Source organism: Ensifer sp. ENS09, from assembly GCF_014852425.1.
GTDB lineage: Bacteria > Pseudomonadota > Alphaproteobacteria > Rhizobiales > Rhizobiaceae > Ensifer.
Genome location: NZ_JACVBP010000003.1, coordinates 417,338 through 443,262 on the forward strand (window position 1 = coordinate 417,338; position 25,925 = coordinate 443,262).

General features: G+C 59.9%; 25 protein-coding genes and 1 pseudogene. 15 read left to right on the forward strand and 11 right to left on the reverse strand.

Features of this window, described 5'->3' with window-relative positions; translation table 11 throughout:
• Nucleotides 1–80: 80 nt before the first annotated feature.
• Nucleotides 81–1,622: an FRG domain-containing protein gene (locus IB267_RS16950; protein ID WP_192448652.1), complete on the forward strand. Its 1,542-nt coding sequence runs from the start codon at nucleotides 81–83 to the stop codon at nucleotides 1,620–1,622.
• Nucleotides 1,623–1,908: 286 nt separating this feature from the next.
• On the opposite strand, the gene IB267_RS16955 is transcribed toward IB267_RS16950, so the two are convergent.
• The 3 genes from IB267_RS16955 to IB267_RS16965 form a co-directional block, all read right to left on the reverse strand.
• Entirely contained in the window at nucleotides 1,909–2,100 is a 192-nt protein-coding gene (locus IB267_RS16955; protein WP_192448653.1) for a hypothetical protein, read from the reverse strand.
• 42 nt (nucleotides 2,101–2,142) lie between these two features.
• Nucleotides 2,143–2,562, reverse strand: a complete 420-nt coding sequence (locus IB267_RS16960) for a hypothetical protein (RefSeq protein WP_192448654.1) — start codon at nucleotides 2,560–2,562, stop codon at nucleotides 2,143–2,145.
• Between the two features lie 228 nt (nucleotides 2,563–2,790).
• Nucleotides 2,791–3,564 (reverse strand): GntR family transcriptional regulator, encoded by a 774-nt coding sequence (locus IB267_RS16965; RefSeq protein ID WP_192448655.1) that lies wholly within the window; start codon nucleotides 3,562–3,564, stop codon nucleotides 2,791–2,793.
• Nucleotides 3,565–3,737: 173 nt separating this feature from the next.
• Between IB267_RS16965 and IB267_RS16970 the strand changes: the two genes are divergently transcribed.
• The 7 genes from IB267_RS16970 to IB267_RS17000 all read left to right on the forward strand — a co-directional run bounded on the left by IB267_RS16970 (nucleotide 3,738) and on the right by IB267_RS17000 (nucleotide 11,057).
• Nucleotides 3,738–5,123: a 6-phospho-beta-glucosidase gene (locus IB267_RS16970; protein ID WP_192448656.1), complete on the forward strand. Its 1,386-nt coding sequence runs from the start codon at nucleotides 3,738–3,740 to the stop codon at nucleotides 5,121–5,123.
• Nucleotides 5,114–6,049, forward strand: coding sequence for a PfkB family carbohydrate kinase (locus tag IB267_RS16975; RefSeq protein WP_192448657.1), 936 nt, complete (start codon nucleotides 5,114–5,116; stop codon nucleotides 6,047–6,049). Before IB267_RS16970 ends, IB267_RS16975 begins: the two co-directional genes overlap by 10 nt.
• Before the next feature lie 31 nt (nucleotides 6,050–6,080).
• A complete protein-coding gene (locus tag IB267_RS16980) occupies nucleotides 6,081–7,349 on the forward strand; it encodes an ABC transporter substrate-binding protein (RefSeq protein WP_192448658.1) in 1,269 nt (422 codons plus the stop codon).
• Nucleotides 7,350–7,414: 65 nt separating this feature from the next.
• Nucleotides 7,415–8,197: a 6-phosphogluconolactonase gene (locus IB267_RS16985; protein WP_192448659.1), complete on the forward strand. Its 783-nt coding sequence runs from the start codon at nucleotides 7,415–7,417 to the stop codon at nucleotides 8,195–8,197.
• A gap of 5 nt (nucleotides 8,198–8,202) precedes the next feature.
• Nucleotides 8,203–9,300, forward strand: a complete 1,098-nt coding sequence (locus tag IB267_RS16990; protein WP_192448660.1) for an ABC transporter ATP-binding protein — start codon at nucleotides 8,203–8,205, stop codon at nucleotides 9,298–9,300.
• On the forward strand, nucleotides 9,297–10,190 hold the full coding sequence (locus IB267_RS16995; RefSeq protein ID WP_192448661.1) for a carbohydrate ABC transporter permease: 894 nt from the start codon (nucleotides 9,297–9,299) through the stop codon (nucleotides 10,188–10,190). The genes IB267_RS16990 and IB267_RS16995 overlap by 4 nt, the downstream gene beginning before the upstream one ends.
• 9 nt (nucleotides 10,191–10,199) lie before the next feature.
• Nucleotides 10,200–11,057 carry a carbohydrate ABC transporter permease gene (locus IB267_RS17000; RefSeq protein WP_192448662.1) on the forward strand — a complete coding sequence of 286 codons (858 nt, stop codon included), beginning with the start codon at nucleotides 10,200–10,202 and terminating at the stop codon, nucleotides 11,055–11,057.
• A 295-nt stretch (nucleotides 11,058–11,352) separates the two neighbouring features.
• On the opposite strand, the gene IB267_RS17005 is transcribed toward IB267_RS17000, so the two are convergent.
• The 3 genes from IB267_RS17005 to IB267_RS17015 all read right to left on the reverse strand — a co-directional run bounded on the left by IB267_RS17005 (nucleotide 11,353) and on the right by IB267_RS17015 (nucleotide 13,232).
• Complete coding sequence (locus IB267_RS17005) at nucleotides 11,353–11,664, reverse strand: hypothetical protein (protein ID WP_192448663.1); 312 nt, start codon at nucleotides 11,662–11,664, stop codon at nucleotides 11,353–11,355.
• 60 nt (nucleotides 11,665–11,724) lie between these two features.
• Nucleotides 11,725–12,492 carry an SDR family NAD(P)-dependent oxidoreductase gene (locus IB267_RS17010; RefSeq protein WP_192448664.1) on the reverse strand — a complete coding sequence of 256 codons (768 nt, stop codon included), beginning with the start codon at nucleotides 12,490–12,492 and terminating at the stop codon, nucleotides 11,725–11,727.
• A 407-nt stretch (nucleotides 12,493–12,899) separates the two neighbouring features.
• Nucleotides 12,900–13,232 carry a GYD domain-containing protein gene (locus tag IB267_RS17015; RefSeq protein WP_192448665.1) on the reverse strand — a complete coding sequence of 111 codons (333 nt, stop codon included), beginning with the start codon at nucleotides 13,230–13,232 and terminating at the stop codon, nucleotides 12,900–12,902.
• Between the two features lie 839 nt (nucleotides 13,233–14,071).
• On the opposite strand from IB267_RS17015, the gene IB267_RS17020 reads away from it, so the two are divergent.
• On the forward strand, nucleotides 14,072–14,863 hold the full coding sequence (locus tag IB267_RS17020; RefSeq protein ID WP_192448666.1) for a DUF1194 domain-containing protein: 792 nt from the start codon (nucleotides 14,072–14,074) through the stop codon (nucleotides 14,861–14,863).
• Nucleotides 14,864–15,064: 201 nt separating this feature from the next.
• Here the strand turns inward: IB267_RS17020 and IB267_RS17025 are convergent, their stop codons facing one another.
• Nucleotides 15,065–15,628, reverse strand: a complete 564-nt coding sequence (locus tag IB267_RS17025; protein ID WP_210335895.1) for a RidA family protein — start codon at nucleotides 15,626–15,628, stop codon at nucleotides 15,065–15,067.
• Here IB267_RS17025 and IB267_RS17030 point away from each other — a divergent pair.
• The 5 genes and pseudogenes from IB267_RS17030 to IB267_RS33345 all read left to right on the forward strand — a co-directional run.
• On the forward strand, nucleotides 15,602–16,063 hold the full coding sequence (locus IB267_RS17030; protein WP_246810685.1) for a ceramidase domain-containing protein: 462 nt from the start codon (nucleotides 15,602–15,604) through the stop codon (nucleotides 16,061–16,063). The two genes, IB267_RS17025 and IB267_RS17030, sit on opposite strands and share 27 nt — an antisense overlap.
• A 769-nt stretch (nucleotides 16,064–16,832) precedes the next feature.
• Complete coding sequence (gene nthA / locus IB267_RS17035; RefSeq protein ID WP_192448668.1) at nucleotides 16,833–17,480, forward strand: nitrile hydratase subunit alpha; 648 nt, start codon at nucleotides 16,833–16,835, stop codon at nucleotides 17,478–17,480.
• Complete coding sequence (nthB, locus tag IB267_RS17040) at nucleotides 17,480–18,136, forward strand: nitrile hydratase subunit beta (protein ID WP_192448669.1); 657 nt, start codon at nucleotides 17,480–17,482, stop codon at nucleotides 18,134–18,136. The genes nthA and nthB overlap by 1 nt, the downstream gene beginning before the upstream one ends.
• Nucleotides 18,123–18,470, forward strand: a complete 348-nt coding sequence (locus IB267_RS17045; protein ID WP_210335896.1) for a nitrile hydratase accessory protein — start codon at nucleotides 18,123–18,125, stop codon at nucleotides 18,468–18,470. The genes nthB and IB267_RS17045 overlap by 14 nt, the downstream gene beginning before the upstream one ends.
• A 494-nt stretch (nucleotides 18,471–18,964) precedes the next feature.
• Nucleotides 18,965–19,425, forward strand: a pseudogene (locus tag IB267_RS33345) (transposase); the annotation flags it as partial.
• A 185-nt stretch (nucleotides 19,426–19,610) separates the two neighbouring features.
• On the opposite strand, the gene IB267_RS17050 reads toward IB267_RS33345, so the two are convergent.
• Complete coding sequence (locus IB267_RS17050) at nucleotides 19,611–20,447, reverse strand: N-acyl homoserine lactonase family protein (RefSeq protein ID WP_192448671.1); 837 nt, start codon at nucleotides 20,445–20,447, stop codon at nucleotides 19,611–19,613.
• 133 nt (nucleotides 20,448–20,580) lie between these two features.
• On the opposite strand from IB267_RS17050, the gene IB267_RS17055 reads away from it, so the two are divergent.
• Nucleotides 20,581–21,444 (forward strand): helix-turn-helix domain-containing protein, encoded by an 864-nt coding sequence (locus IB267_RS17055; RefSeq protein WP_192448672.1) that lies wholly within the window; start codon nucleotides 20,581–20,583, stop codon nucleotides 21,442–21,444.
• 712 nt (nucleotides 21,445–22,156) lie between these two features.
• Here the strand turns inward: IB267_RS17055 and IB267_RS17060 are convergent.
• Genes IB267_RS17060 through IB267_RS17070 form a run of 3 tightly spaced genes read right to left on the reverse strand, consistent with a single transcriptional unit; the run spans nucleotide 22,157 to nucleotide 25,886 of the window.
• The gene (locus IB267_RS17060) at nucleotides 22,157–22,825 is read right to left on the reverse strand and encodes a DUF1349 domain-containing protein (RefSeq protein WP_192448673.1); all 669 of its coding nucleotides are present in this window, start codon (nucleotides 22,823–22,825) and stop codon (nucleotides 22,157–22,159) included.
• A complete protein-coding gene (locus IB267_RS17065) occupies nucleotides 22,822–24,798 on the reverse strand; it encodes a beta-galactosidase (RefSeq protein ID WP_192448674.1) in 1,977 nt (658 codons plus the stop codon). The genes IB267_RS17060 and IB267_RS17065 overlap by 4 nt, the downstream gene beginning before the upstream one ends.
• Entirely contained in the window at nucleotides 24,795–25,886 is a 1,092-nt protein-coding gene (locus IB267_RS17070) for an ABC transporter ATP-binding protein (RefSeq protein WP_192448675.1), read from the reverse strand. The genes IB267_RS17065 and IB267_RS17070 overlap by 4 nt, the downstream gene beginning before the upstream one ends.
• Between the last annotated feature and the right edge of the window lie 39 nt (nucleotides 25,887–25,925).

The window sequence follows — 25,925 nt, forward strand, 5'->3', positions numbered from 1 at the left end:
CAACGTGTTGCCTAGTTGCACCAAAGTCGCTCAGATAGGCAAATCGGGTGTTCGAATCGCGCGACCAGTCGGAAGGTTCCATGGCGAAAACAAGCAAAATAGATCCTGATATGCCTAGCGCGATCCTCAGTTCTCTCGGCCGCAAAACCTTTGAGGCTTATCCTCTTGAAGACTTCAGTTCCGACGCATCGTACCGCCGGTTCGCGCGCAACACACTTAAACTTCTGGGGTCAATGAACCCGATCGAATCCCACGCCATGTTGTACGATTCGATCATCCTACCCGAACATGAAGTCAGCGGCGAAGACAAGGCATATGGCTGCCCTGCGCCAATCGCTCAGATCGGCACTGAGAAACTTGGGCTATGTTGGATCGATCCGGAAGCGCTACGCGAGCATTTTGGCATCTCCTATTTCACCACGATGGGCTTGGATGAGAGCTTTGCTCGCCCGTTTCTATGCGATCCATTCTACGGCCTGGCGATCGTGCCAGTGGGTGGGCGTTGGGTTCATGCATCGTTCACGATGGATTGGCTTCCACGCAGAAAGGCCGTGATCGGCGATCATATTGAGGAATACCTGCGCAATCCCTCGCGGATATTGGGCGATGGCGCGGAGGCGGCCAGCTTCTTCTGGTCCGAATTGGTTGACGAAACTGCTCGCGCTGACTTGGCGCAGGCGCTTCCTGCTGAGATCTATATCAAGAGCATCGCGCAGTTGCGTGACCTCGCGAGCGAGCTGACGCAAGCCTTGACGGTAACGAAGGGGAACAGCAGAGTTTGGTTTCGTGGCCAAACGTCTGAATATCTCATGACCGATCGAAACTCAGCCTTTGCGCAAGGATGCTTGCCGTATGCTAATATTCGCGATGCATCGCTCGTAACCTCGCTCTATCGCAACGCCGAGCTCTTAGGCGGCGAACGTGCCGCGTATCGCAAGTTCCTCGTCGACGTCATGGCCTGGGAAAGTGCGGCTGAGGCGATATTCGGTCCGGCTTGCATCGACGTGCCACTCTATGGTGAATTTCCAGGAGAAGAGTTCGGCGACGGGGTCGAATTTTCATCGACCATGGTTGCCTATAATCAGGAAGGAGAGATTGTTGGGGGCCGGACCCGCCATACGACCCATGCAAAGTCGGCTTGGCAACGCGGGCTCTTACTTCAACACTATGGGTGCCCGACGCCATTTCTTGACGTTACCGCGTCCATAGACATCGGCCATTGGTTCGCGACACACAAATTCGGGGGCGTGGGCGCGTCGCCTCTCTTCAGCCCGCACAAGTGGAGCGGTGATGATCCGGCAAACTGGCCGATCATCTATTGCTTCGTTCTCGCCCCACGTTTTCAGCCATTAGTAGACTCCACGCGCCTGAATGCAGGCGGGGTATCAATGCGTGCTGTACGCCAAGAATGCGGACTGCTCGGCGGCGGCGGATTGCTCGCGCGGAACTACGCGGCACGATATATCGGCCTCAAGCTGCGCCTACATCCGGACCTCGCCCACCAATCGCGGCTTTCGGTAGACGATCTTTTCCCGGGCATTGGCTCGGATAAGGTGTACCGTGAGCTACGCAAAATCCGAGCAATCGGCGCCAATAATATGTTCCCACTTTATGGGACCTAACCAGACGCTCTTGGACTCATGCTAGCATGAGGATCGAACGAGGCGATCAACTTAGCGCTGCTGCGACTTATCCGTGACCACGAGTCTTCGACGTCCGCTTTCGGGATCACGAGATCACTCATCGAATGACCGGGACGGAGGCGCAATGCTGCCGTTCACAGCCTTGAGCGTGGATGTCGCCTTAGGAGCGGACAGAATCTTGCTCCCATGAACCGTTGCAGGGCGTGTTGCCAGGTTGTTCACGTTTTGGGCCAAAATGATCGCATAATGTATCGAATGGAATAGGTTATGCGTGCGCCTTCGTAGCAACGATAGCTTCAGCTTGAATGACGCAGAGTTCCACCTCTTGCTTAGTCATCCCGTTTGCGGCGTTCGCGAATCGTTCGATGAGTGCGGCAAGGTGCTGGTCAAGTGCCGTATTGAGCGCGACACCGAGCAGCCAGTTCGGTGACGTATCCAGGGCGGTGGCAATTCTCACGAGTGTCGCCAAGGGTTTCGGGTATCTATCGACGCCAGGCCCCTACTTGCTTGTTTTGGTACCGCGCAGAGGCGTCACTCTGGGTATCAGAATCGGCATTCCGCTCGCATTCAGAAGCTTGATGTAAGCTTCGCAGAACAAGTCCTCACCTTGCTGCTTGACCTCTTCTTGCGCCCTGTTGAAGGAATCCCGAAAGACTGGATGCAACTCGATGGCCAGTCCGGCGCCGTCACCGACGCCCTGAACGTAGGACATGTTAGGTTCGGCGTCTGGACAGTACATGCCAACCGAAATCGCGCGTCCTGTTAGGCGCAGAAAGGTCTCAGGATCGAGAGCAGGTTTTTTGCCGGCCGCCAAATCTGCCATGATTTCCTCCTGTTTACTGGGGGCAGCAGCGGACGGCTGAAAGGCGGATGCTGCAATTAGCGCCAGCACTGCCGTAAGCATTCTTCGGCCTTTCATCTGATCTCCTAAGGGGGCGTCTTTGGTCCGTGACTCAACTGAGTATCATTTAGTGGAAACGAGTCCGCTGGGGAACAGATAGTCCACACCGCCACACTGTTAGGTTGATGCCGTTCAATTCCGCTGTGACGCTCAGCACCATGGCTAGCGCCGGACTTTTCAACTGCGGACCAATCGTTCCTTCGTGAGCGATGGGGTTGGCCGCGGATTGGCATAGGAGCCGTTTCACTATCGACGATGATTCATCTGCGTCAGCGTCAAAGGGTAACGGAGCGGGTGATAGGCCGCAGCGCTGATGTTGACCGTTCGGTTGGTTGCATCATAGGCGACTTGATCGAGAGTAAGAACCGCAGCCGGAGTTTCCATTTGCAATAGCTCGGCCTCTGCGTCTGTCGCGAGCCGCGCGCTGACTGTCGATTGCCCGCGGGCCGGGAACACGCCGTAGGTTTGTTCGAATTCGGAGTAGAGCGAACGGTTCTCCGCCGTCCAATCGAGCTTGAGAATACCGGGCGTCATTCCCGCAGAAAACCAGTCGCGCTGGACGACGACCGGCAGGTCGTTCAGCAGGCGCAATCGCTCCAGATATACCACTTCGGCGCCGACCGGCAGGGAAAGAGACCGCGCGATCTCTTCGCCGGCCTTGATTACTTCGCCTGTCAGAAGGCGCATGCTTGGTCGTAACCGGTTCTCGATCGCCGTTTGCGTAAAGCTCCTGACGATTTCCAGCTCATAGCTCGGCTTCGGCTCCGACACGTAGATGCCCTTGCCCGGCCGGCTCTGGAGATAACCGAGATGTTCAAGTTCCTTGAGAGCCTGGCGCACGGTTATGCGGCTGACGCTATATTGCGTCACCAACTCCCTCTCGGAGGGAAGTTTCTCATTCGTCGCCCATTCGCGCTGATCAATCTTCGCCTTCAGCAGATTGCGCAGTTGGATATAGAGCGGATCGGGGTGATTGCGCTCTATCAGGGGTTCGCTGCGTTGGTTGGCGTACGCCGACATTGGGTTCCTGCCTTGTGATCGAGGCGCTTGATTATTGCAAATACACGCAAATGTCGTCGGGCGAAACGCCCGCATGGCCGCGAAGATGCACGCCGGGTCGAGTCAGTGAATCATAGTTGACATGACTGGTTATGACCAGTACTGATCGTGCTGTCCTATTGGCGGAGCATGACATGAAACTTACCCTGATCGGCGGCGGCGGTGTCCGCGCCCCCCTATTTGTCGGTTCGGCGCTGCGGCGCGCGGAAAAGAGCGGGCTGACCGAGATCTGCCTTCAGGATATCAATGAGAAGAAATTGGAGCTCTTCGGTCGCATTAGCCAGGAAGTGGCCCGGCGCGTGCAATCGCCGGTGCGCATTACCGTGACGCCCGATGCTGAACGCGCGCTCGACGGCGCGAAATATGTGGTCACGACCGTCCGCCCCGGGGACGAGGAGGGGCGCATCAAGGACGAGCGGATCGCGCTTGCCCATGGCGTGCTCGGTCAGGAGACCACCGGTCCCGGTGGCTTCGCCATGGCACTCCGCAGCATTCCGGTCATCCTCGGCTATGCCGAGATCCTGAAGCGGCGGAGCCCTGATGCCTGGCTTTTCAACTTCACCAACCCGGCCGGCCTGGTCGCGCAGGCCCTGCAGGATTCCGGTTATCACCGCACCATCGGAATCTGCGACGGCGCAAACGGAGCCCAGGAGGCACTTGCCCGCTGGTTCAAGGTGCCGCAGAACGATGTTCACGCCGAAGTCTACGGGCTCAACCATCTCTCCTTCACCCGCGGCGCGACGCTGAACGGCAAGGAAGTGCTGCAACCGTTGCTCGGCGACGAGGCGTTCCTCAAGGCTACATCGCAGCGGATGTTCGATCCCAGCCTGATCCGCCGCCAGCGCAACTGGATCAACGAATATCTCTATTACTACTATTACGCGGAACGCGCCGTGGAGGCGCTGAAGTCGGATGCCCGCACGCGCGGCGAGGAGGTCAAGGACCTGAACGCCGCACTCATGGCGCGCCTCGGTGGGATGGATCTTGATCGCGATCCCGACGCGGCCCTCTCCGCCTACTATGCCTACGAGCGCCGGCGCAACGCCACCTATATGCACTACGCCTTTGAAGACGCGCCGAGCATGGAAGATGCCGACCAGGTCCCGGATCATCCCGCCCACGGCGAGACCGGCGAGGAGGGAGAAGGCTATGCCGGTGTCGCGCTCAATCTCATCGACGCGCTGGAGACCGGCGTGCCCTGCTATAGCGGCCTGAACGTGCGCAACGAGGGTGCGATCGAGGGGCTCGCCGATGACGATGTCGTGGAGGTGAGTTGCGTCGTCGACAAGGCGGGGATAAAGCCGCTGCCGATCGGAAAGATGCCGGAATCGCAGGCACAACTGATCCTCAACGTGAAGCGCTACGAACGGCTCGCGATCCGCGCGATCCTGCAGCGCGACCGGCAGACAGCGATCGAGGCGCTGATGGCGCATCCGCTGGTTCTGTCCTATTCCCGCGCAGAGCCGCTCGTGGACGAATATCTCGCCGCGCACGCAACCCACACGGGGGAATGGCATTGAGGGAACCGAACAGCCGGCCGGCCTTCGAGGTCGTGGTGATCGGCGAATACTATTTCGACCTGATCTTCCGCGGTCTGCCCGGTGCGCCAACGATCGGGACGGACATCTGGGCGAAGGAGTTCGACTGGCTTGCGGGGGCGTCGTTCTCGACCGCACTTGCGTTTGCCCGCCTCGGTACGCGGGCCGGGTGGTGGTGCACCTTCGGCAACGACATCTTCAGCCGCATGATCGTCGACGAAGCGCGGCGGGAAGGCATACCGACAGAGCTCTTCCAGATGGTCGACCGGCCACTCAGGCGCGTCAGTGCCGCCTTTTCGCTTTCGCACGACCGCGGCTTCATGAGCTATTCGGAAGAACCGGAGGCCCTGATCGCACGCGAGGAACTTCGGCGCCTCAAGCCGCGCGTCCTGTTGCTGCAAGGTTTCTCGCTGGATCCCGAGCGTCTTGCCCTGATCGAAGAGGCGCGTTCTCTCGGCGTCTTGGTGTGCTCGGATTGCCAGCATATCGACATGACGCTCGATACGCCTTCAATGCGAGAGGCATTGTCGTCGATCGACGTGTTCCTGCCCAATGCCAAGGAGGCGCTCGACCTGACCGGCGCTGCGGATGTGGAGGGTGCATTGGCACTTCTCGCCGAATTCTGTCCGACGGTCGTGGTCAAATGCGGCGGGGAGGGAGCGATCGCGATGCACGAGGGTCAGCGATACGCAGTATCGGCACTTGCGGTTGAAGTCTTCGACACGACCGGCGCAGGCGATTGCTTCAATGCCGGCTTCGTGCACGGCCTCCTGAGCGAACCAGACTTCGAGTCTGCGCTCGAGATTGGCGTCATCTGCGGTTCGCTCGCCGTCACCGGCTATGGTGGCCGCAATCTTCCCTATCTCGACGACCTTCCGAAATACAGGCGAGCGAGGGCTCCCGTATAGCAGCGTCCAGTGCAAAACAAAGGTGGGAACAATGGCAAGATATAAACTGGGACTCCTGGCCGGCGCGGCCCTGATGGCATCGATATCGGCGGTTTCGGCGCGAGCCGAAACCGTTTCGATGTTCTGCTCGGCAACCGATTACGAGCTTTGCGAAAAGGGAGCAGCGCAATGGTCGAAAACCTCGGGCCATGAGGTGAAGATCAATCGCATGCCGCAGAACCTCGACGATGCGATCCCGATCTACCAGCAGCTCTTCGCCGCCAACTCGGCTGATGTCGACGTGCTCTATATCGACGTGATCTGGCTCGGCATGTTCAAGGACCACCTTGCCGACCTTGCGCCGCTGGTGCCGGAGGATGAGGTGAAAGCGCATTTCGCCTCGGCGACCGGCGCGGCGCGGCTTGAAGACAAACTTGTCGCCATGCCGTTCTACATCGACACTGGCCTGATGTTCTATCGCAAGGACCTTCTGGAGAAGTACGGCAAGCAGCCGCCGAAGACCTGGGACGAACTGACCGCAACGGCCAAGGAAATCCAAGACGCAGAGCGGGCGGCCGGGAGCCCCGATATCTGGGGCTACGTCTGGCAGGGAAGGAGCTATGAGGGCCTCACCTGCGACGCACTCGAGTGGATCGCTTCGAGCGGTGGCGGCACGATCGTCTCCGACGACGGTGAAATCACCATCAACAATCCGAAGGCCGTCGAGGCGCTGACGCGGGCGCGCGACTGGATCGGCACGATTTCTCCGCAGGGCGTGTTGAACTACGACGAGGAGGCTTCGCGTGCGATCTTCGAAAGCGGCAACGCCGTCTTCCACCGCAACTGGCCCTATGTCTGGGGCACCTCCCAGGCGGAAGGCGCCGGCCTCGTCGGCAAGGTCGGCGTGATGGCGCTGCCCGTGGGTGCGTCAGGCGAGGGCTCAAGCGGCGCGCTCGGTACGGCCTATCTCGGCGTTTCGAAATATTCGAAGAAGCAGGACATCGCTGTGGACCTTCTGCGCTATATGGTCGGCCTCGAGGACCAGAAGATGCGGGCGATCGAAGGTGGCTACAATCCCACTGTCGCGGCCCTTTACGAGGACAAGGACGTGCTGGCGAAGATCCCGTTCCTTGAAATGGCAAAGGCAGCCTTCGAGGAGTCCGTGGCACGTCCCTCGGCCATCACGGGCAAGAACTACAACCGTGTTTCGCGAACCTTCTACCGCGCCGTCCACGAGATCATTTCGGGCGCCGATGACGTTGCGGGAACGGTCGAGCAGATGGCCCGTCGCATCGAACGCGACGTGAAGGCCACCGACTGACATCGAAGATCCCGGCGGGCATGGTCGTCTGCCGGGATCAATCTCCAAGCAAACAGGAATCCCGAGTGACCGTTCGCCTGTTCGACAAGCCCGAAGCAATCGGAAACCATGCCGCAAGCCATCTGCTGGCGGGCCTGGGCGCGGCCGTGGGCAGGCCCTATCTCCTCGGATGTCCGACGGGGCGCACGCCGCGACCCGTCTATGCGGCACTCGCCGAAGCCGTGCGGTATGAGCCCTTGGACCTCTCGCATCTCGTGCTTGTGATGATGGACGAATATACGATCGAAGATGGCGCCGGACGGCTTCGTCTTGCCGATACGTCCGCGCATTATTCCTGCCGCGGCTTCGCTGACAGGGAGGTCGTCGCGCCGATAAATGCGGTCCTGCCGCCGGAGATCCGGATTCGTTCGGAGAATATCTGGTTTCCCGATGTGGACGAACCAGCCTCCTATGACAAGCGCATTGCGGAGGCCGGCGGTATCGACTGCTTCCTGGTTGCGTCCGGATCCGGCGATGGTCATGTCGCTTTCAATCCGCCGGGCAGTGAACTGGGCAGCCTCACGCGCATTGTGACGTTGGCCGAGCAGACCCGGATCGACAATATGAAGACCTTCCCTGCCTTCGAAAACCTCGACGCCGTGCCGCGGCATGGCGTCAGCGTTGGGCTGCAGACGATCCGGTCGGCTCGCCATTGCATGCTTTTGCTTTGGGGGAGGGAAAAGCGCGAAGCGTTTCGGCGGCTCACCAATGCCGCCGGCTTTGATGCGGATTGGCCTGCAAGCATCATGCTGGCCGCAGCAAGCCACGACATCCTCGCGGACCATGCCGCGGCCGACAATCGGAGATAGAGCATATGGCGTCCGTCACGTTGAAGAACGTCAGCAAGAGTTTCGGCGTCTATGACATCATCCGCAATGTCGACCTGGAGATCGACGACGGCGAGTTCGTGGTTTTCGTGGGCCCCTCGGGCTGCGGAAAATCCACCCTCCTGCGCTTGATCGCGGGCCTCGTTCCGGTTTCCGACGGCGCCGTGCTAATCGGCGGTGATGAGGTGACGGATGTCCCGGCCTCGAAGCGCGGCATTTCCTTCGTCTTCCAGTCCTACGCGCTCTACCCGCACATGAATGTTTCGCGCAACATCAGTTTCGCGCTGGAGACGGCACGGATCGGCAAGGCGGAGATCGTGCGCAAGGTCGAGGCAGTCGCCAGCATGCTGAAGATCGGTCATCTGCTGCAGCGTAAGCCACGCCAGCTTTCCGGCGGCCAGCGTCAGCGCGTTGCGATCGGCCGCGCGCTCGTCGCCGATCCGGAAGTCTTCCTCTTCGACGAACCACTGTCCAACCTTGATGCGGACCTGCGCACCGAGATGCGTTTCGAAATCGCCAAGCTGCATGCCGAAGTCAAGACGACGATGATCTACGTGACCCATGACCAGACCGAGGCAATGACACTCGCCGATCGGATCGTTGTCTTGAACCACGGCAAGGTCGAACAGACAGGTACGCCCCGCGAACTCTACGATCGCCCCGCGACCCGCTTCGTCGCCGGCTTTCTCGGGAGCCCAAAGATGAACTTCGCGCCGACTGTGCTGACCGATGGTCGGCTGGCGGGGCCAAGCGGGTTTTCCTACGCGCCTGGCCTGGCGACGGGCACCGCGGCGAGCGAGATCGGGCTGCGGCCGGAAGCGTTGGCGCTGTCGGCGCAGCCGGGCTCCGGTACGATCGAGGGCATCTTCGAGAGACAGGAGGATCTCGGCCACGAATACCTCTGCTATATCCGCATCGGCGAAGGGCTGATCTGGACCGTTCGAGGCTCTGGCGCGCCGCTCGCGTTTTTGCCGGGACAGACCGTCCATGTCGGCTGGCGCGCGGAGAACCTCTACCTCTTCGACCGGGATGGTCAGCGGCTCGACCACAGGCCAGCCGGCCGAGTGGCAGAGGAGGTTGCATGACGCCGACGGATCGCGCTCGGCGCGCCGAAACGCGAGTAGCATGGCTCTTCGTGGCCCCCCTTGTCGTCATCTTGCTGGCGGTTGCCATCTGGCCGCTGGGCCGCACGGTGTTCTTCGCCTTTACCGATGCCTATCTCGACAATCCCGGCAGCTATGATTTCGTCGGTTTCGCGAACTTCGTAACCGTCTGGGAAGACGCCACCTTCTGGCGGGCCGTCCGCAACACGCTCGTGTTCACCGTCGTCTCCGTGGGCATCGAGACTATGTTGGGGCTCGCGATCGCATTGTTACTGCATCGAGCGTTCTTCGGCCGCGGGCTGGTGCGGGCGATGATCCTCATTCCCTGGGCCATGCCCATGGTCGTTTCGACGCGCATCTGGGACTGGATGCTCAACGATCAGTTCGGCCTCATCAACAAGGTGCTCGTCGAACTTGGCATCATCGCCAAGGGCATTGCCTGGACCGCCGACCCGTCCCTGCTTCTCGGCGTGGTGATCTTCATCGACGTCTGGGTCACGACGCCCTTTATGGTGCTGCTCATTCTCGCCGGCCTCCAGCTCATCCCAGAGGAGCTTTACGAGGCGGCAGAGGTGTCGGGCGTGCCGCACTGGAAGCGTTTCTGGTCGATCACGTTGCCGCTTGTGGCGCCCGCCATAGGCGTTGCCATGCTCTTCCGCACGCTCGACGCACTGCGCATGTTCGACTTGAGTTACGTACTGGCCGCCAACAATGCCAACACGATGACCATGTCGATCTATGCGCGTGACCAGCTCATCGGCTTTCAGGATCTCGGTGTCGGTTCGGCTGCCTCGACCTGGGTCTTCCTGATCATCGGTCTCATCGCGATTGTCATCGTCGGCTTGCTTCGGCTCGACCGGCCACATCACTAGGGGGCGATCATGGCCATACGACATTCCAACGCGACCTATCGGCTGATCAGTCGCCTTAAATCCGTTGGTCTCTATGCAGCCGTTGCCGTGGTCATGGTCTATGTTATCTTTCCCTACTACTGGGCGATCGTGACCTCGACGAGATCCGCGCAGGCGATCTACGGCTTCAGCCTGCTGCCGTCCCTCGACCTAACCAACTACGTGCAGCTCTTCTCAAACGCCGTGTTCATCGGCGCGCTGGTGAACTCCATCATCGTAGCGCTTGCCAGCACGATGATCGCACTCGCAATTGGCATTCTCGCGGCCTATGGCTTCGGCCGGCTGCATTTCGCGGCGGGGCGCTATCTGCTGATTGCAGTTCTGATGATCTCCGTCTTTCCTCAGGTCGTGGTGCTTTCCGGCATGTTCGAGGTGATCGGCTGGTTGAGGCTCTACAACAGCCCGGGCGCGCTGGTCGTTTCCTATCTCATCCTGACCTTGCCCTTCACGACCTGGATCCTGACCAGCTTCATTCGCGATCTGCCGGTGGAGCTCGAGGAAGCGGCGTTGATCGACGGCTGCTCACGGCTGCGCATCCTTACCCATGTGCTGCTGCCGCTGATGTGGCCGGCCATCGCCAGTACCGGCCTACTAGCCTTCATCCTGTCGTGGAACGAGTTCCTTTTCGCGCTGACCTTTATCCTGACCGACGAGAACCGGACAGTCCCGGTGGCGATCGGCCTCCTCACGGGCAGCAGCCGATACGAGGTGCCATACGGCCTCCTGATGGCTGCCTCGGTGACGGTAACATTGCCGCTGCTTGCTCTCGTTCTTATCTTTCAGAGGAAGATCGTGGCAGGCCTCACGACTGGGGCCGTAAAAGGGTAGGCGACGTGCATTCTGCCTGGTGGCCATTCGTGACACCACCGGCAGCGTCGAAAGCCGCCACTGGTTTTTGCCGGGCGGCCTCTACCGTCAGCCCCGTGAGAGAAGGCCTGCAAGTGGTGGTAGGTCTCGTCCCTGACGCGATAAACAGGAATGTTGTGAACCGATAGCCTCCATGCGGCCTATGAGTGATTGCAAGACGATTGTCGCAAGCTCTGCTTACTCCCAGGGGTGCCGGTAGCTTCGAGACAGCCTGCGTACTCCAAATCCGCAAACGGTCCCATCAATAGGCGGAGTTTCAATTCGTCGCTGTAAAGGACATGCGGGGTTCTACCCAGTAAAAGACGTCATGCTTTGTCAACTCAATGGCAGCTTTTGGGAAATCACCAATAAGGTCGGAATAGCTGGACGCAAAGCTGCCGCCGCTCCAGCGCAACAAATCGAAGGTCGCTTCGGGATGCGTGCAGCCAAAGTCGGCGGCGGGCCGAAGAGAACCGTACTTCGCGAGGCCGGTGACACGGCTGTTGCGAGTGTGTTCACGTTCTGGGCCAAGAAGGTCGCATAATGTATCGACTGGAAGGGAATGACGTCCTGCGAGCCCTGCCGGCATCTACAGCCTTGAGTCAGGACAGAAAGGGCAGTGGCGTCATTACCACTAAGTCACTGAGTCTCAGTACGCGCGCGTAAAGCCGCCGTCGTGCAGGATGTTCAAGCCCGTCATGTGGTCCGAGAATGGCGAAAGCAGGCCTTCGACCACAGTGGCAACCTCCTCGGGTTTGCCATATTTCCGAAGCGGAACGTTGTCCGTCTCGATGGCGAGCTGCGCCTCAAAAGAATTGCCATTTTTTTGCGCCTTCATTTCAAGCTTTTCTCGGTACCACGGCGAGAGTGTACCGCCCAGAGAGAGGGTGTTGACGTGAATCCCACGTTTCCCGAGCGCAAAGGCGAGTGTCTTCGCTTCGCCGACCCAAGCTGTTCTGATGACGTTGGCGGTTGCGTAATGGCTCAATACTTGTGCCGACGATATGCCCGAGATGATGACGATTTTGGCTCGGTGGCCCTGAGCAGGGTCCGGGTTCATGCGCGCCACCGCTCCCTTCAGCAGAGCCAGCGGGCCGATGAAGCTCACCTGAAACAGATGGCGCCATACGTCAGGGCTCGGCATGGGATCGTCATCAGAATGCGGCTGTGGAGGCATGAGCACCACCCCATCGAGAGTGACTTGCTCGCTTTCCATTCTTGCAGTGAAAGCATTGATGGCGCGGTCCTCGCCTATGTCGGTCGCCCACGCACGGTGCCCGCCACCAAGCGTCATCGCTAAAGCATCGAGTCTGGCCTGGTCACGTGCCACGAGGATTAGCGAATGAAGCGGCGCCAATCTTCGGCAGATCGCCTCACCGATGCCACCGGTTGCGCCGGTTATCAAATACGTTGCCATCTATCGTTCCCCTAAGCAGGCTCTCAATAGGCGTTCGAGGCACACCACAACATTCGGCCGCATAAACATTCCCATCGTCGCGACCTCAGCCTTACAGAGCGCGGCAATCGTGCTTCGCTTCATCTGGTTCGATGGTCGGCCCCACGCCATCCGGCAGCTGGGATGTCGCACTTTCGATCAAGCTTGCCGATCGGCGCCTGGCGTACACAATTCTTCACCGTTTCGAAATTCATGTCCCGCAACCTCGGTAGCATCCGTCTCCGCAGGTTGCGATGGCGCACGCTGAGCGACCAGCACGGTCAGCGTATGATCGAACTGACCGCGCGCTCAAACATTGGGCGCCGACACTTCGTTTCTGGCAGCGGAGGTTCGATCCGCTGCCAGAAATGTCTCAACCAGCGATCTTCTTATTTTGCCGGGGACTTGTAGGAAGATGCGATTTTTCCCGCCTTCTCTTGCGCGGCCTTGAATTCCGCGCCCGTGTAGGCTCGCACAGTTTTGACGTTCGATACGGCTCCAGATGCGCCGACGACGAGAAGTGCGGGGATCAGGTCAGCACCATCGTCGAATTCCGTGATTGCCGTCCAGTCGGTTTCGCCGGTCGTGAGGTAGAAAGAATGCAGTTTCCCGCCCGCTGCTTCCATGATGCCGCGGGCGGCCTGTTCTCGGTCCGATGGATTGTCAATCATTCCCTTCGCTGATGTGGCTGTATAGCACCCTGTGGTTATAAACAGTGGCATAGGACATCCTCCCGCGATATGGGCAGATCGAGTGATCTGCCGAACATTCACTGTCTCAAAAGACGTTAGACGGACGTCGCACCGCAGAGCGCTAGAATGGTCGCCGCCTACCTCGGCGTCATGGGCGCCGGCCCCGTTGGCCTGCTTGGCGTAGCGATCTGCTGAGCCGCGACGTTCTGCCTGGATACTTGCTGCTCTTAGGCGCGTTGCCGTTCTACTCAGCCGGCACCTTGGGACACACTTGGCAGCCAAAGTCCCTCGGCTCCACGCCATCCGGCAGCTGGAATATCGCACTTTCGATCAAACTTGCCGAACGGCGCCTGGCGTACACAATTCTTCACAGTTTCGAATTAAATCCGGGCAGCATCCGTCTCTGCACGGGCGATGGCGCACGTCGAGAAGGCTAGCACGGTCAGCGCGAGCAAGATCCTCGGCATATCACGCTCCTCCTGAGTTTTAGGCTGCGCTAATCTACAGCAGTTGGAACAAGTTGGCTTGTAGTCATTCCGAGCTAGCACCGACGGTTAATGGCGGCGCTCTCTCTCGCGCCCTGCGCTCCCCCTGACAATCCTGACCAGTTCGATTGGTCCCCAACAAATCGGGCAGCTCGCGGCCACATTGCACGCCAGTTGCTTTCAGCGGAGGTTCGGTCCGCCGTGCGCTCGGCGAGATCGGAGTAAGGTTCGACGTGGAGCGGCCACGACACTGCTTGCGCGTTTGGAAGTCGGCGCCGATGGGTGTGTGCAAGGGTTCGCTGTGGGGCTGTAATTAAGTATCAACTAATGCAGTTCGGCCGCCTTTTTGGTATCCTGTGGCAAGGACACCGTGGGGGCTGTGCGATGTTTCGCGAGTTGGTGCTGATCCTTGCTCTCGTCGCATATCCTTTGCGGGCCGCCGCCGCACCTCCGGACGTCGATTTGGAGCTCGTTCTAGCGGTCGACACGTCGGGCTCCATGGATATGGAGGAGGCGCGCGTACAGCGCCTCGGCTATCTGGAAGCGCTCCGACATCCGGACTTCATCAAAGCCGTCAAAGGCGGGTACCTGGGCCGCATTGCCATCGGCTATTTTGAATGGGCGGGGCGGGTGGAGGAATCGTCGGTCGTCGCCTGGCAGGTGATTGAAGACGCCGAGGACGCTAAAGCCTTTGCCGCCAAGCTCGAAGCCCGCTCGATTGACACGCGGCATGGCACCTCGCTCTCCAGTGCAATCCGCTTTGGCACGAAACTGATCGAAACCAACGCCTATTTCGGAGCGCGCCGCGTCCTCGACGTTTCAGGTGACGGGTACAACAACACGGGATTGCCAATCGCAGTCACTCGCGATGACGCCCTGGCGCGTGGGATCGTGATCAATGGATTGGTGATACTAATCAGGCCCACCAATTCGACCGTTCCCCTTGACCAATATTATGCGGAATGCGTCATCGGCGGTCCGGGCTCCTTTATGGTTCCCGTGCGCAAGGCGGAGGACCTTGCGAGCGCCGTCCGCCAAAAGCTGCTGCTCGAAGTGAGCGGGCTGGCGCCTGGTTGGGCTCCCCGGTTGGCCTCTATGACACCGCCAGTAGATTGCTTGATCGGCGAGAAATACCCGGGTTTTCTCGAACCGGCATCCCGGAGGCCGACGCGCTGATTGCGGCGACGGCGCTCGTCCATGACATGATTGTCGTGACGCCAAACATCAAAGACGTTGAAGGCACGGGCGTCGTTGTTGATGATCCTTGGCAATGCTGAACTTCCACGCGAGTGCCTCTAGCGGTCTCGACGACATGGGGCTGTGTCCGTTAAAGCGTCGGTTTGGCGCGTAGCGCGCGCTTTAACACTTCGTGGCCACTCATCGCGCAGCAACCGCCTGCACCTTGATGCGCCCTCCGAAGGGCAACTTGGCGGCCTGATATATGGTCCGCGCCGGCCGCTGCCCTTCAGGAAAAAACTCCGCGTAAAGACGGTTGACGTCGGTTACATCGGCCAGATCGATAAAGGCCAAATCCACATACACGATATCCGCGGCACTGAAGCCAGCAGCATCCGCAATTCGAAAAATATGTGCAAACGCACGCTTGGCTTCTTCGACCGTGCTCCCCGGGATAAAGACGCCATCGTCGCCCACGGACAGTTGGCCACTGATCCAGACCTGATTGCCGACAACCACTGCGTTGCTGATGGGAGACGGGGGGGGTGGAACACCTTCGACGTCCACAATGTATCGCTTTCTCATATTGTTTCTCCCTGCATGATTTTGCGTGCTCCGCGCGGCCAGCAGCACAACCGTGCGCCTTCCCACGCTGGGAAGGTCAAGAACAAACGTTCGGTCGGCGGCAAACGTCGATGAACAGATCGCGATTGTAGGCTCTGCGCTGGGAGCTGCAGCATGCGTTGCCACTGCGGCATTTGCCATGGGGTCCGATCCAGCCGGCGATTGGTGAACGCCGTTGGACCATACTGCGAACGCGTGGGGCCGGGATTCTGGGCAGAGCCGTTTAACGCGCTGACAAATGCAGCCTTTCTCATAGCTGCGGCCGCGATAGTCATCCACAATCGGCGATCGGTGCTGGACGACAAGCCGCTGTTTGTCCTGGCATTGATGACCGCATCGGTCGGGGTCGGTTCCTTTCTGTTCCACACGCTGGCCAACCGCTGGTCACTGATCGCGGACATCGTCCCGATCGCGGTGGTCATCTACTCATTTTTCTTCTTGGCGTTGATGCGGTTTCTGCGCTTGAGCGCCCTCGTCGCCGGAATTCTGACCGTGGCGCTGCTGGTGCTTGCACCCGCACTACAAGTCATCGCGAAGCCGCTGCTGGGAAGTTCGGCAGCCTATGCGCCAGGTTGATCGCCACTTTCGGCGTGGCTTTCGCGGTACCGCTTTCAAGTCGAGGTGCCGTGCCCCGGCTGCTAGTAGCGGCCGGTACGATTTTCTCCGCTGCCTTGTTCTTCCGGATACTGGATACCCCTTTTTGCGGGTCCTGGAGCGTCGGCACGCATTTCATTTGGCATCTGCTCAACGCCCTCGCCTTGGCGTTCGCGCTGTTGTCGGTTGAGCGCCTCTCCTCGTGGGGCGGAGAGACTTCGCTGTCATTCGTGCCCTCCAAGGCGTGATAATACTGCTGGCAGTTCCGAGAGGTTTGAGCTGCGGAGTGTCTTGGGGCCTGGGTATCCAACAACACCGTCGTCAGGGCCGCAGCCGATCCACGCAGCCGTGCGTTCGGGTGCGGAACTTTCAATCGGCAGGCGGAGGAACCGCGCCTCATGCCTACCTGCCGAGTTTCACTCCGGATGCTTTTAATTGGCGTTCTTTGCCTTGGGATACTCAATCTCCATGGCATGGCGGTGGCTGCCGTTCACGTCGATCACCATTGCTCACTCTTCAAGCGGGCAATTCAGGTGTCTGCTGAAGCAACCTCGCCATCGAACTGCTATACGATGCCGCTGTGCTGCCAGAGACCTTGGCCTTCCTGGGTTTCATAAGATTTGACCCGTGATGGCCGGTGCAACATTGCTTGACCTTGGTGAAAAACCGCTCGATCATTCACGCCTCGACCCACCTGAAAATAGTGGGGGTCGCTTGTTGATTTGGCAAACTAGGCTCCTGGAGCAAGGCGATGACAAGCTTCGATTCGCGACACATTTCCAGTATCCATCACGACCTGCATCAGCACTTGCCTTCCGAGTCCGCGCTGAGAACCAAAGCACTCGAAAGCCTTCTCGTCGAAAAGGGGCTGATCGATCCTGCGGCCATGGACGCCTGGATCGAAATGTACCGCGACGAGATCGGACCCAAGCGCGGGGCGAAAGTCGTGGTGCGGGCCTGGAGAGATCCGTCGTTCAAAAAGGTTCTTCTGGCAAATGCGACCGCTGCAATCGAGCAGTTCGGATTTGCTGGACACGCAACCGGTCACCTGCAGGCGGTTGAGAATACATCAGAGATACACAATCTTGTCGTCTGCACCCTTTGTTCCTGCTACCCATTCTCGATTCTGGGAATTCCGCCTGCGTGGTACAAGTCGAACGAATACAGGGCGCGCGCTGTGCGCGAACCGCGTGCCGTCTTATCGGAGTTTGGCGTGGAAATTCCACCGACTGTCGAGGTGCGGGTCTGGGACTCGACGTCCGAAAGACGATATCTGGTGATACCGCAGCAGCCCAATGGTGTGGAATCCTGGAGCGAAGAGCAGCTCGCGGAGCTGGTCTCGCGTAATTCTATGATCGGAACGCAAAGGGATCTTTCTCCGACCAGGAGGGAAGCCTGATGGATGGCGTTCACGACCTCGGCGGGCGCGAAGGATTTGGCCCCATTTTAGGCAGGGATGACGAACGTCCCTTCCGTTCGGATTGGGAAATGCGTGCTTTCGGCCTTGCGCAGGCTGCCGCTGGCGATGCGAATTGGTCGATTGATTGGTTCAGGCATTGCCGCGAGTTGATCGTTCCGGCCGAATATTTGACGCGGCCATATTTCGATCAATGGGTGGTGACGATTGCAGCCCAGATGATTGATGCCGGTTATCTCACATTGGAGGAACTCGATGCCGGCCGGTCGGCATTTGTACGCCAGCCTGGCTATCCGCCTGAAACCGCGGACGAGGCGCGCGCCTACGTCAAGTCCGCGCGCAGTTACGCTATCGATACCGAGGCGCCGCCGCTATTCGTCGTTGGCGATGCCGTGCGCGGCAAATCCATGGGACATTCCGGACACACGCGCTTGCCGTCCTATGCGCGGGGGAGGCGTGGAAGCGTGATCGCGCATCACGGCGCTCATCTGCTGCCGGATGCATCAGCCGCCGGAAAGCCAAGAGGCGAGCACCTCTACACGATCGGCTTTGCCGCGTCCGAGTTGTGGCCGGAAGCGCATGATAGCCGCGATCAAGTTTTCGTCGATCTCTGGGAGAGCTATCTTGAGCAGATCTGACCCCGGGTCGGCGCACCTGACGCGCGAACCGGCTTTTGCCGAGCCCTGGCATGCTCAAGCATCGGCGATGGCGAATTTGTTGGTTGCTTCGGGCGTAATATCAGGAGCGCATTGGTCTGAAACCCTGGGAGCGAAGTTGCGCGAGGCACAGCTTGTCGGACAGCCGGATGACACCGACACCTATTATCGTGCCGTGCTGTCCGCACTCGAAAGCCTCCTCGATCAAGCACGCGCGATTTCTGGCAATGAACTAATCCAGCGGCGAGATGCCTGGGAGCGCGCATATTTGCGGACGCCGCATGGACAGCCCGTCGTGCTGAATGGGGACTTCTGACAACTCGTTCCTGCTCCAAACAAGATGTCGATCGCGAACTGTCCTATCACAAGGAAGGTGATCCTATTGGCCTGCACACTGTCAATTGTGCACACGCGCATCGCGAAGAGCAGCCGACCTGGGGTGATATGGTGGGCCCGGCAGCGTTGCCGTGATGTTCACCTTCTGGGCCAAAAACGTCGCATAGATGTATCAACTGCAATCACCTGATCAATCAAGGTGGACCTTAGCGCGCCTTGCGGCTGGCAGCTCTTGCGGCGGTCCGACGCTCTGGTTGCATGTGGCCCTGAGGCCCATTCGCGACAGGTCCGCTCGACGTCTTCGTTCATATTTCCGCCGTCCAGCGGTCCAGTTGCGCGTCTTAACAACGGCCAAAAACATGGGGTAATCGCGGTGCGATCGTCCAAGCAGATGCCAGTGGGTGGTTGCTCCCGATAAGATGGTCAAACGGGCTCACGATGGGAACCGGGCCCAACATCAGATGGAGAGCAACCATGGACCAATATATTGGGCTTGATGTTTCATTGAAAGATACGGCGATTTCGGTTCGGGAGGGAGGGAAGCGGATCTGGCGAGGGAAGTGCCCTTCGGACCCAAAGCTTCTGGCCGAGCTTATCCGCAAGCACGCCCCGCACGCCAGGCGCGTCGTCTTCGAAACGGGCCCCCTGTCGACATGGTTCTATCATGCGCTGACGGCCGATGGAGTTCCGGCGATCTGCATCGAAGCGCGGCACGCGTAAAGTTTGAACGAGACGCTCAACAAGACCGATGCCAATGATGCCGATGGTCTAGCTCAGCTTGCCGAAACCGGCTTTTTTCAAATCGGTTCGGGTCAAGTCGTTTGACGCTATGCTGACCCGCGCGTTGGTGGCGAACCCGTGATCAGTTCCTTAGCCTATCAACGCAACTTGGCAATCAGATTCGGGGCGTCATGAAAACCTTCGGGCTTGTGGTAGCTACGAACTGAACAAGGATCGCTGCACCGGCAAGCCGTCGGACGACAACCTGCGAGACTGAAGGTGACCGCATGCCCAAACCGGGAGACCGCTTGCAATCGGGCCCTCCGTTTGGCGCATGCGATAAGGGCGCGTACCGCACGGCTGAATGGCTTCAGAGCGCGGCGTCGACCGCGCCGATGGGTTATTTCGCGCCTTTGGGGAACGTGGGCAGCTTGTCGATGTCCGATGCGTCGTGCTGCACGATCAGGGTCGCATTGAGGGACTTTGCAATGCCAATCAGTCTCTCCATTGATGCGAGCGTGCTAGCTCGGTCGAAGTTGAAGGTCGGAACGCCGCGATTGGCGAGCTGTTCCTCGAAATGGACGACGTCGCCGGACAAAAGCACCGGCCCTGTCTTCTCCAGTCGTACGAGCAGGCTGGTTTCGCCCGGCGTGTGGCCGGGAGTCGACAGGATCACCACCGATCCGTCTCCGAAGACATCGCGATCACCCGAGATCGGATCGACCTTCGAGCGGCCATCAAGCCAGGGCTTGACGGAGCTGGGATCGACGGCAAAGGGCAGGGGATCGGCCTTGAACTGGGCGAAATCCGCGGCGCCGATCATCAACGTGGCGCCGGGAAAGCTGGCCGCCTGACCGACATGGTCAAAGTGATTATGACTGATACCGAGCCGGCCGATCTGTTCCGGCTTGACACCGATTCTGGCAAGTTGGGTCGGCAGATCTTCCGAGAGCGTCGGCGCAAAAACTGAGGACGCATCCGACTTCGCTCCTATCAACCCTGCCGGAAGTCCGGCATCCCAGAGCATATAGTCCTTATCGTGACGAACCAGGTAGCAGCTATCGGTCAGTGTCCGCTTCGCTCCGGCATATTTGAATGTATCGGAGAAGACGCCGAGATTGCGAACCTCGATGTTGCCGCAATCGAGCCGCCAGAGCTCTGTGTCCGCCGCACTGGCCGGGGCGCCCAAGACCAGCATCGCTGCTACCGCAAATAGGTTTGTTGTCAGGGTTCTCATTCTGGTCTCCTTCGGTTGAAGACCGGCTTGTGGCTGAGTTTAGCGGGGAGGGTGGTGCCGCTACGATCGCTCTTGAGCCCGAAACGCTCGCGTCGGTGTTTTTTGTCGCGCCATCGTCGCCTATATTGCGTGCATGAACATTCACTACAAAGGCCAAGGCGCTGACTTGAGTTCGACACTGTTGGAGCGGCTGCGGCCGATGACGGCGCCTAGCGGTACCGATGGGCGCTATCAGCACGGCACTCGGTTGTTTTCCTATTGTTCCATCGATCGAGAGCGACTGAAAGCGATCGAGCTCCCCCATCCGATCATCGGCATTATTCTGCGTGGGCTTAAGGAAGTATGGCTGGGCGATACGGTTCGTGTATTTGAGCCAGGTACTGTCTTTGTCATGCCGCGTGGGGTACGGATGGACGTGGTCAACATACCGGCGGAGCGCCATTCCTACGAATCCTTGTTGTTGGAAGTGCCAGCGCTCCCGCCGGGCATATCGCCGCTGATCGGTGGCCCGCGCGCCGGAGGCAGTGACTGGCAGTTCTGCGTTCCCCTCAACAGCGATCTCGTTGACGCATTGGTCCACGCCGCCACCTCGATCGCTAGTGATGCGGTCGGTGAGGCATTGAAGACGCTCCGGCTGGCGGAAGTGCTCACGTTGATGCAACCGCTTGCCGCGGCGCGACCGCTGTTTGAGACCAGCTTGTCGGAGGAGATTGCGTGGCTGATCCGCGCCGCACCGTCGCAAGCGTGGACGGTGGAGCGTGTCGCGGCTCGACTCGGCCTGGGGGCTTCAACACTGCGCCGCCGGCTCACGTCTGAGAACCAATCCTTCCGGGAGATATTGCGGCATGAGCGGCTGGAGGCTGGTCGAAGCGTGCTCGCATCAGGCGCGTCGAGCCATGCTGCGGCGGAGGCGGCGGGCTACAGCTCGCGCTCCCACTTTGCACGCCGTTATCGCGAAATCTATGGCACGTCGCCGATGAGACGCGGTGTGGGCTGAACAACGCCATCTGGGTGAAGACAATCGCCAAGGTGTTACGTCTTTACCTCACCGCGGCCGCCAACCGCGGCATCCCGCTGGCGGATTACGGGGTGTCAGATTCAATTCCCTTCAAGAACAGGGAGCGTCGAATGTCGCGCCTGCTCGAGGTCCACAATCGCCCTCCAAGGGACTAGGTACCAGAAGGCCGTGAGCCTCCAGCCGATCCAGTTCGTGGCATGATAGACTGCTGGGCGAACTCAACCATGGCCTACATCAGGCAAAATAGGCCGTATAGATGAATGTTCAAAAGGACGACATTGTAACAGGCCATTTTGCCGGCGAGCGCCGGTAGGGCGTGCAACATCTGCACTGCCGATACATTCTTTGCAAGCCATGGTATGAGTAGCAACCTTTATCTTGAGAGCCACGGGCCGCCTTTTCGGAGGCGGCCCACCATTTTACGATCGAGGCCGAACGTGGCGCCGGCCCGCGCCTGAACAGAGGACGGAATTAAGTTTGGGTCCTCTCGACGAAGCATGGAGGCGCAGTGACTGATGATGCACGATGTGCCTCTCTTCGTCACCGCAATGCCCCTCCGTGTTGACCTCGTTGTTTCGGCTGTTGGCGGCTTCGGTTTCGGGGAGGTGGCATCCACTCCATCCGCTCTCACTGCGAACCAGCATCAATGATCTTTTGACTAAGGACGGCGCAGCAGGCAGCCTCGATCGGTCTATTCCCCGTTACGCAGATCGATCGCGACGTCCGTCTCTAGGCAGATGCCGGAGAATAGTGCGGTCAGTGAGGGCCCTGTCGGCGCCTGCACGATCATTCCGGCTCTCAGAGGGCCATCCATGCCCTTCAAGCTGAACAGGCGGGCCAGCTTCCAAACGGCGCCATCCAGCGACCAGTGAAAGGCCAGAAGTGGCCCGTTCCGGTGCAGGCGTAGATGAGCCTCCGGCGTGCAGAGTTCCTCTCCATTGGCGTCATCCGAGACGTCGCGGGTAACAACGCTAACGATGGTAGGGCGCAGAAAGGGTGAAAGTTCAATGACGCATTTACCCCATTCCCAAACCGAGCCACCTGCCGGGTTTCCAGTTTCGACGATCAGTCCGGCCGCATCGTAGAGTGAGCCGAGCCCGGTGCACACCCGGGCGTGCAAGCTGAAGACGGGAGCCTCGACTACTAGGGCCGCGACGGGCGCTGAATGGTCCGCCGGGCTGCCGTCCGGATTAATGAAATAGTTCGTCTGTGGCAGCGCCTCCATCGACAGGCAATCGCCTTGGTAGGCGAACAGGCCGTTTTGTGAGCGAAATGCGATCAATGCGAGTTCTCCACCCGTCAGCTGTGATGGATGCGCTTGGGAAGACTTGGGAAAAGGAGATGAAAATTGCTTAGTCATCGGCTTGCCTCCTTCCGGGGCGCAACGGCATCGCAGTCCGTCCGCCAAACGGCAACCTCCTGCGGACCCAAAAACGTGCCGCCGAGCACCACATCGGCACCCTCTGGCACCTCCCAGACTTCCGGCCCGTAATTGAAGGCATAGGTGAGGTTTCCGCGCCGCCGCAACCGCACCTGCGCGGGCAGGGGAGTGGCGTCCAGTCCGGCCTTGTCCACGAGCAGCCGCATCGTGGCATTCAGCAGGTCCTCATCCGGCCAGCCGGCGAGATAGTGCTGGTTACCGCGTGCGGTCAATGCCGGGCTTGCGTCCGGGAAGGTCGAAAGTACATCGGCATCCCGGGCTTCGAGATGTTCACGCCAGCGGATCATCCGGCCCCCAACCGCTCCCTGAACTGCCACGGATAGGCCCGGCCGCAAGGAGGCAACCTCCCGCAAGCGCACCCCCGTCAGACCGGCCAGGGGCCCGGGCGGCAGGTTTTCGGGAATGCGGAAGTTGCGGTCACGCGAACCAGCGCGCGGCCCGTAGAGCACCACGCCTTTCGCAGCCTCCAGGGCCCGACAGGCGTCATCGCTGGCATGTACCAGGCCGGGCACCAATACCAAGCTATAGCCAGCGAGATCCGCACCGGGCCGCACGAAGTCCACATCCAGCCCCAACCTGCGCACACTTTCGTACCACCGGAACGCCAGTTCTTCAGAGCGGAAATCCTGGCCGTGCGGCTGGATGCGTGTGGACCACCAGCTTTCGTAATCATAGAGGAGGGCCACCGGCGCCCGTGCCGTTTCACCGGGCGTGCCAAGAAGGATGAGATCCTGCGCTGCCTGCTCTGCCTCGCGGCCGCCGGGGGAAAGCTCCTGCAATCCTGGCAGGTTGAGGCCCGCATGCATCTGCTCCTGGGCGAAGGGGGATTGCCGCCAGCGGAAATAGCTTACGACCTCTGCCCCGTGCGCCATCGCCTCAAGTGTCCAGAGCCGCACCATACCGGGCTTGGGCACCGGGTTCCAAGGCGCCCAGTTTACTGGCCCTGGCTGCTGTTCCATTACCCAGAACCGGCCCTTGCCGACCCCCCGGTAGAGATCGTGATGGAATGGTGCGAGATCCGGATGGGAGGTTTCAGCCCATCGGTTGCGTTCCTCTTCCGTAAAAGGGAATTTCTCGACAAAACCGATTGGATAGCTATCCCAGGAGGCGAAATCGAGATTATCTCCGACCGCCCAATGGTCGAAGTCATTGGTGAAGCCCATGAAGTTATGGGTGATCCAGCGGCCAGGCGAGCGGGAGCGAATGATCTCGCACTGCATCCGGTCATATGTGGCTATCTGGCTGGACAGGAAGCGCCAGTAATCCATGCGGGCGGCCGGGTTGGCCTCGGTGACGGTCAGGTTCGGTAGGCTCACCGCATCAAATCCGCTGAGTTCCGTCGACCAGAAGACCGAGCCCCAGGCCTCGTTCAACTGTTCCGCGCTCTGGTAGTGTTGCCGCAGCCATTCGCGGAAGGCAGAGAGATCTTCGGGGCCATAGGAGAACGTCGTGCCGTGGCAGCCATATTCGTTGTCCGTCTGCCAGCCCGCCAGGCCAGGGTGATGGCCATAGCGGTCAGCCAGGACCTCGACGATGCGGCGGCTCTCGCGCCACCAGTCTTTCGAGGAAAAGCTATAATGCCGGCGCGAGCCGAAGCCGCGGTTACGGCCGCGTTCATCGACGGGGAGGATGCCCGGATAATCGTCGATCAGCCATCTCGGCGGGGTGGCAGTTGGCGTACCAAGAACGATTTTCAGTCCCGCAGCCGCAAGCACGTCCATTGCCCGGTCCAGCCAGCCGAAATCGAAAACACCACGGGCAGGCTCAAGTCGCGACCAAGCAAATTCGCCGATGCGGACGTGGCGGATTCCCAATGCCATCATGCGGGCGGCATCCCGCTCCCACCAATCCTCCGGCCAGTGTTCAGGATAGTAGCAGACACCCAGGCTCATTGGGTCAGATCTCCATTGAGGAGAGCTACGCCCTCCAGATTGAACAGGTGCCAGGCCTTAGTAGGCACGTGGAATTCCACTGTCTCGCCGGGAGTGGCCCGGGCGAGGCCATCGGCTTTCAGGCAGAATGTGCTGCCATCGGAAAGGTGAAGGTAAAGTACGGTTTCAGAGCCGAGGAACTCCACGTGGGTGAGCACGCCACTGAACGTGCCGCATTCGCCACGGCCAACCCGGGCGTGTTCCGGGCGGATGCCGACCGTGACCGGCCCTTGCGCCATGGCGATCGCCTGCGCGTGGTCAAGTGTGCCGCCGCACGCGAGTTCGACCGTCGTGCGGCCATCTGCGGGCCGTGCGTGTCCCGGAATGAAATTCATACCGGGCGAACCGATGAAACCGGCGACGAACCGGTTGACCGGGCGATGGTAGAGGGCAAGGGGGCTGCCCGCCTGTTCTACTCGTCCTTGGTTCAGAACCACGATCTTGTCGGCCATCGTCATCGCTTCCACCTGGTCGTGGGTAACGTAGATCATGGTCGTGCCGATCTCCCTGTGCAGCCCGGAGATCTCCGCCCGCATCTGCACCCGCAGCGATGCGTCGAGGTTCGACAGTGGCTCGTCGAACAGGAAGACCGCCGGATCGCGCACGATGGCGCGGCCGATGGCCACCCGCTGGCGCTGCCCCCCGGACAGCTGCGAGGGTTTGCGGTCGAGCAGCGCATCGAGTTGCAGCATCCCCGCAGCCCTTGATGTCCTGCGCGCGATCTCGTCTGCTGGGTGACCGGTCATGCGCAGGCCGAAATTGATGTTCTGCGCGACAGTCATATGCGGATAGAGCGCATATGACTGAAACACCATCGCCGTGCCGCGCTCGGCCGGACCGACGCCGGTCATGTTCCGCCCGGCGATCTCCAGCCGTCCGGAGGTGATGTCCTCCAGTCCGGCTATCATCCGCAACAGCGTGGACTTGCCGCAGCCCGATGGCCCAACGAAGACGCAAAATTCCCCATCCCCGATCTCCAGATCGAGGTTCTTTATGACTTCGGCAATGCCGAAATGCTTGGAAACCGCCTGCAAGCGCACATTACCCATGGGGGCCTCCCCGCAGGGGCCGCGAAAGTGTGAAAGAAG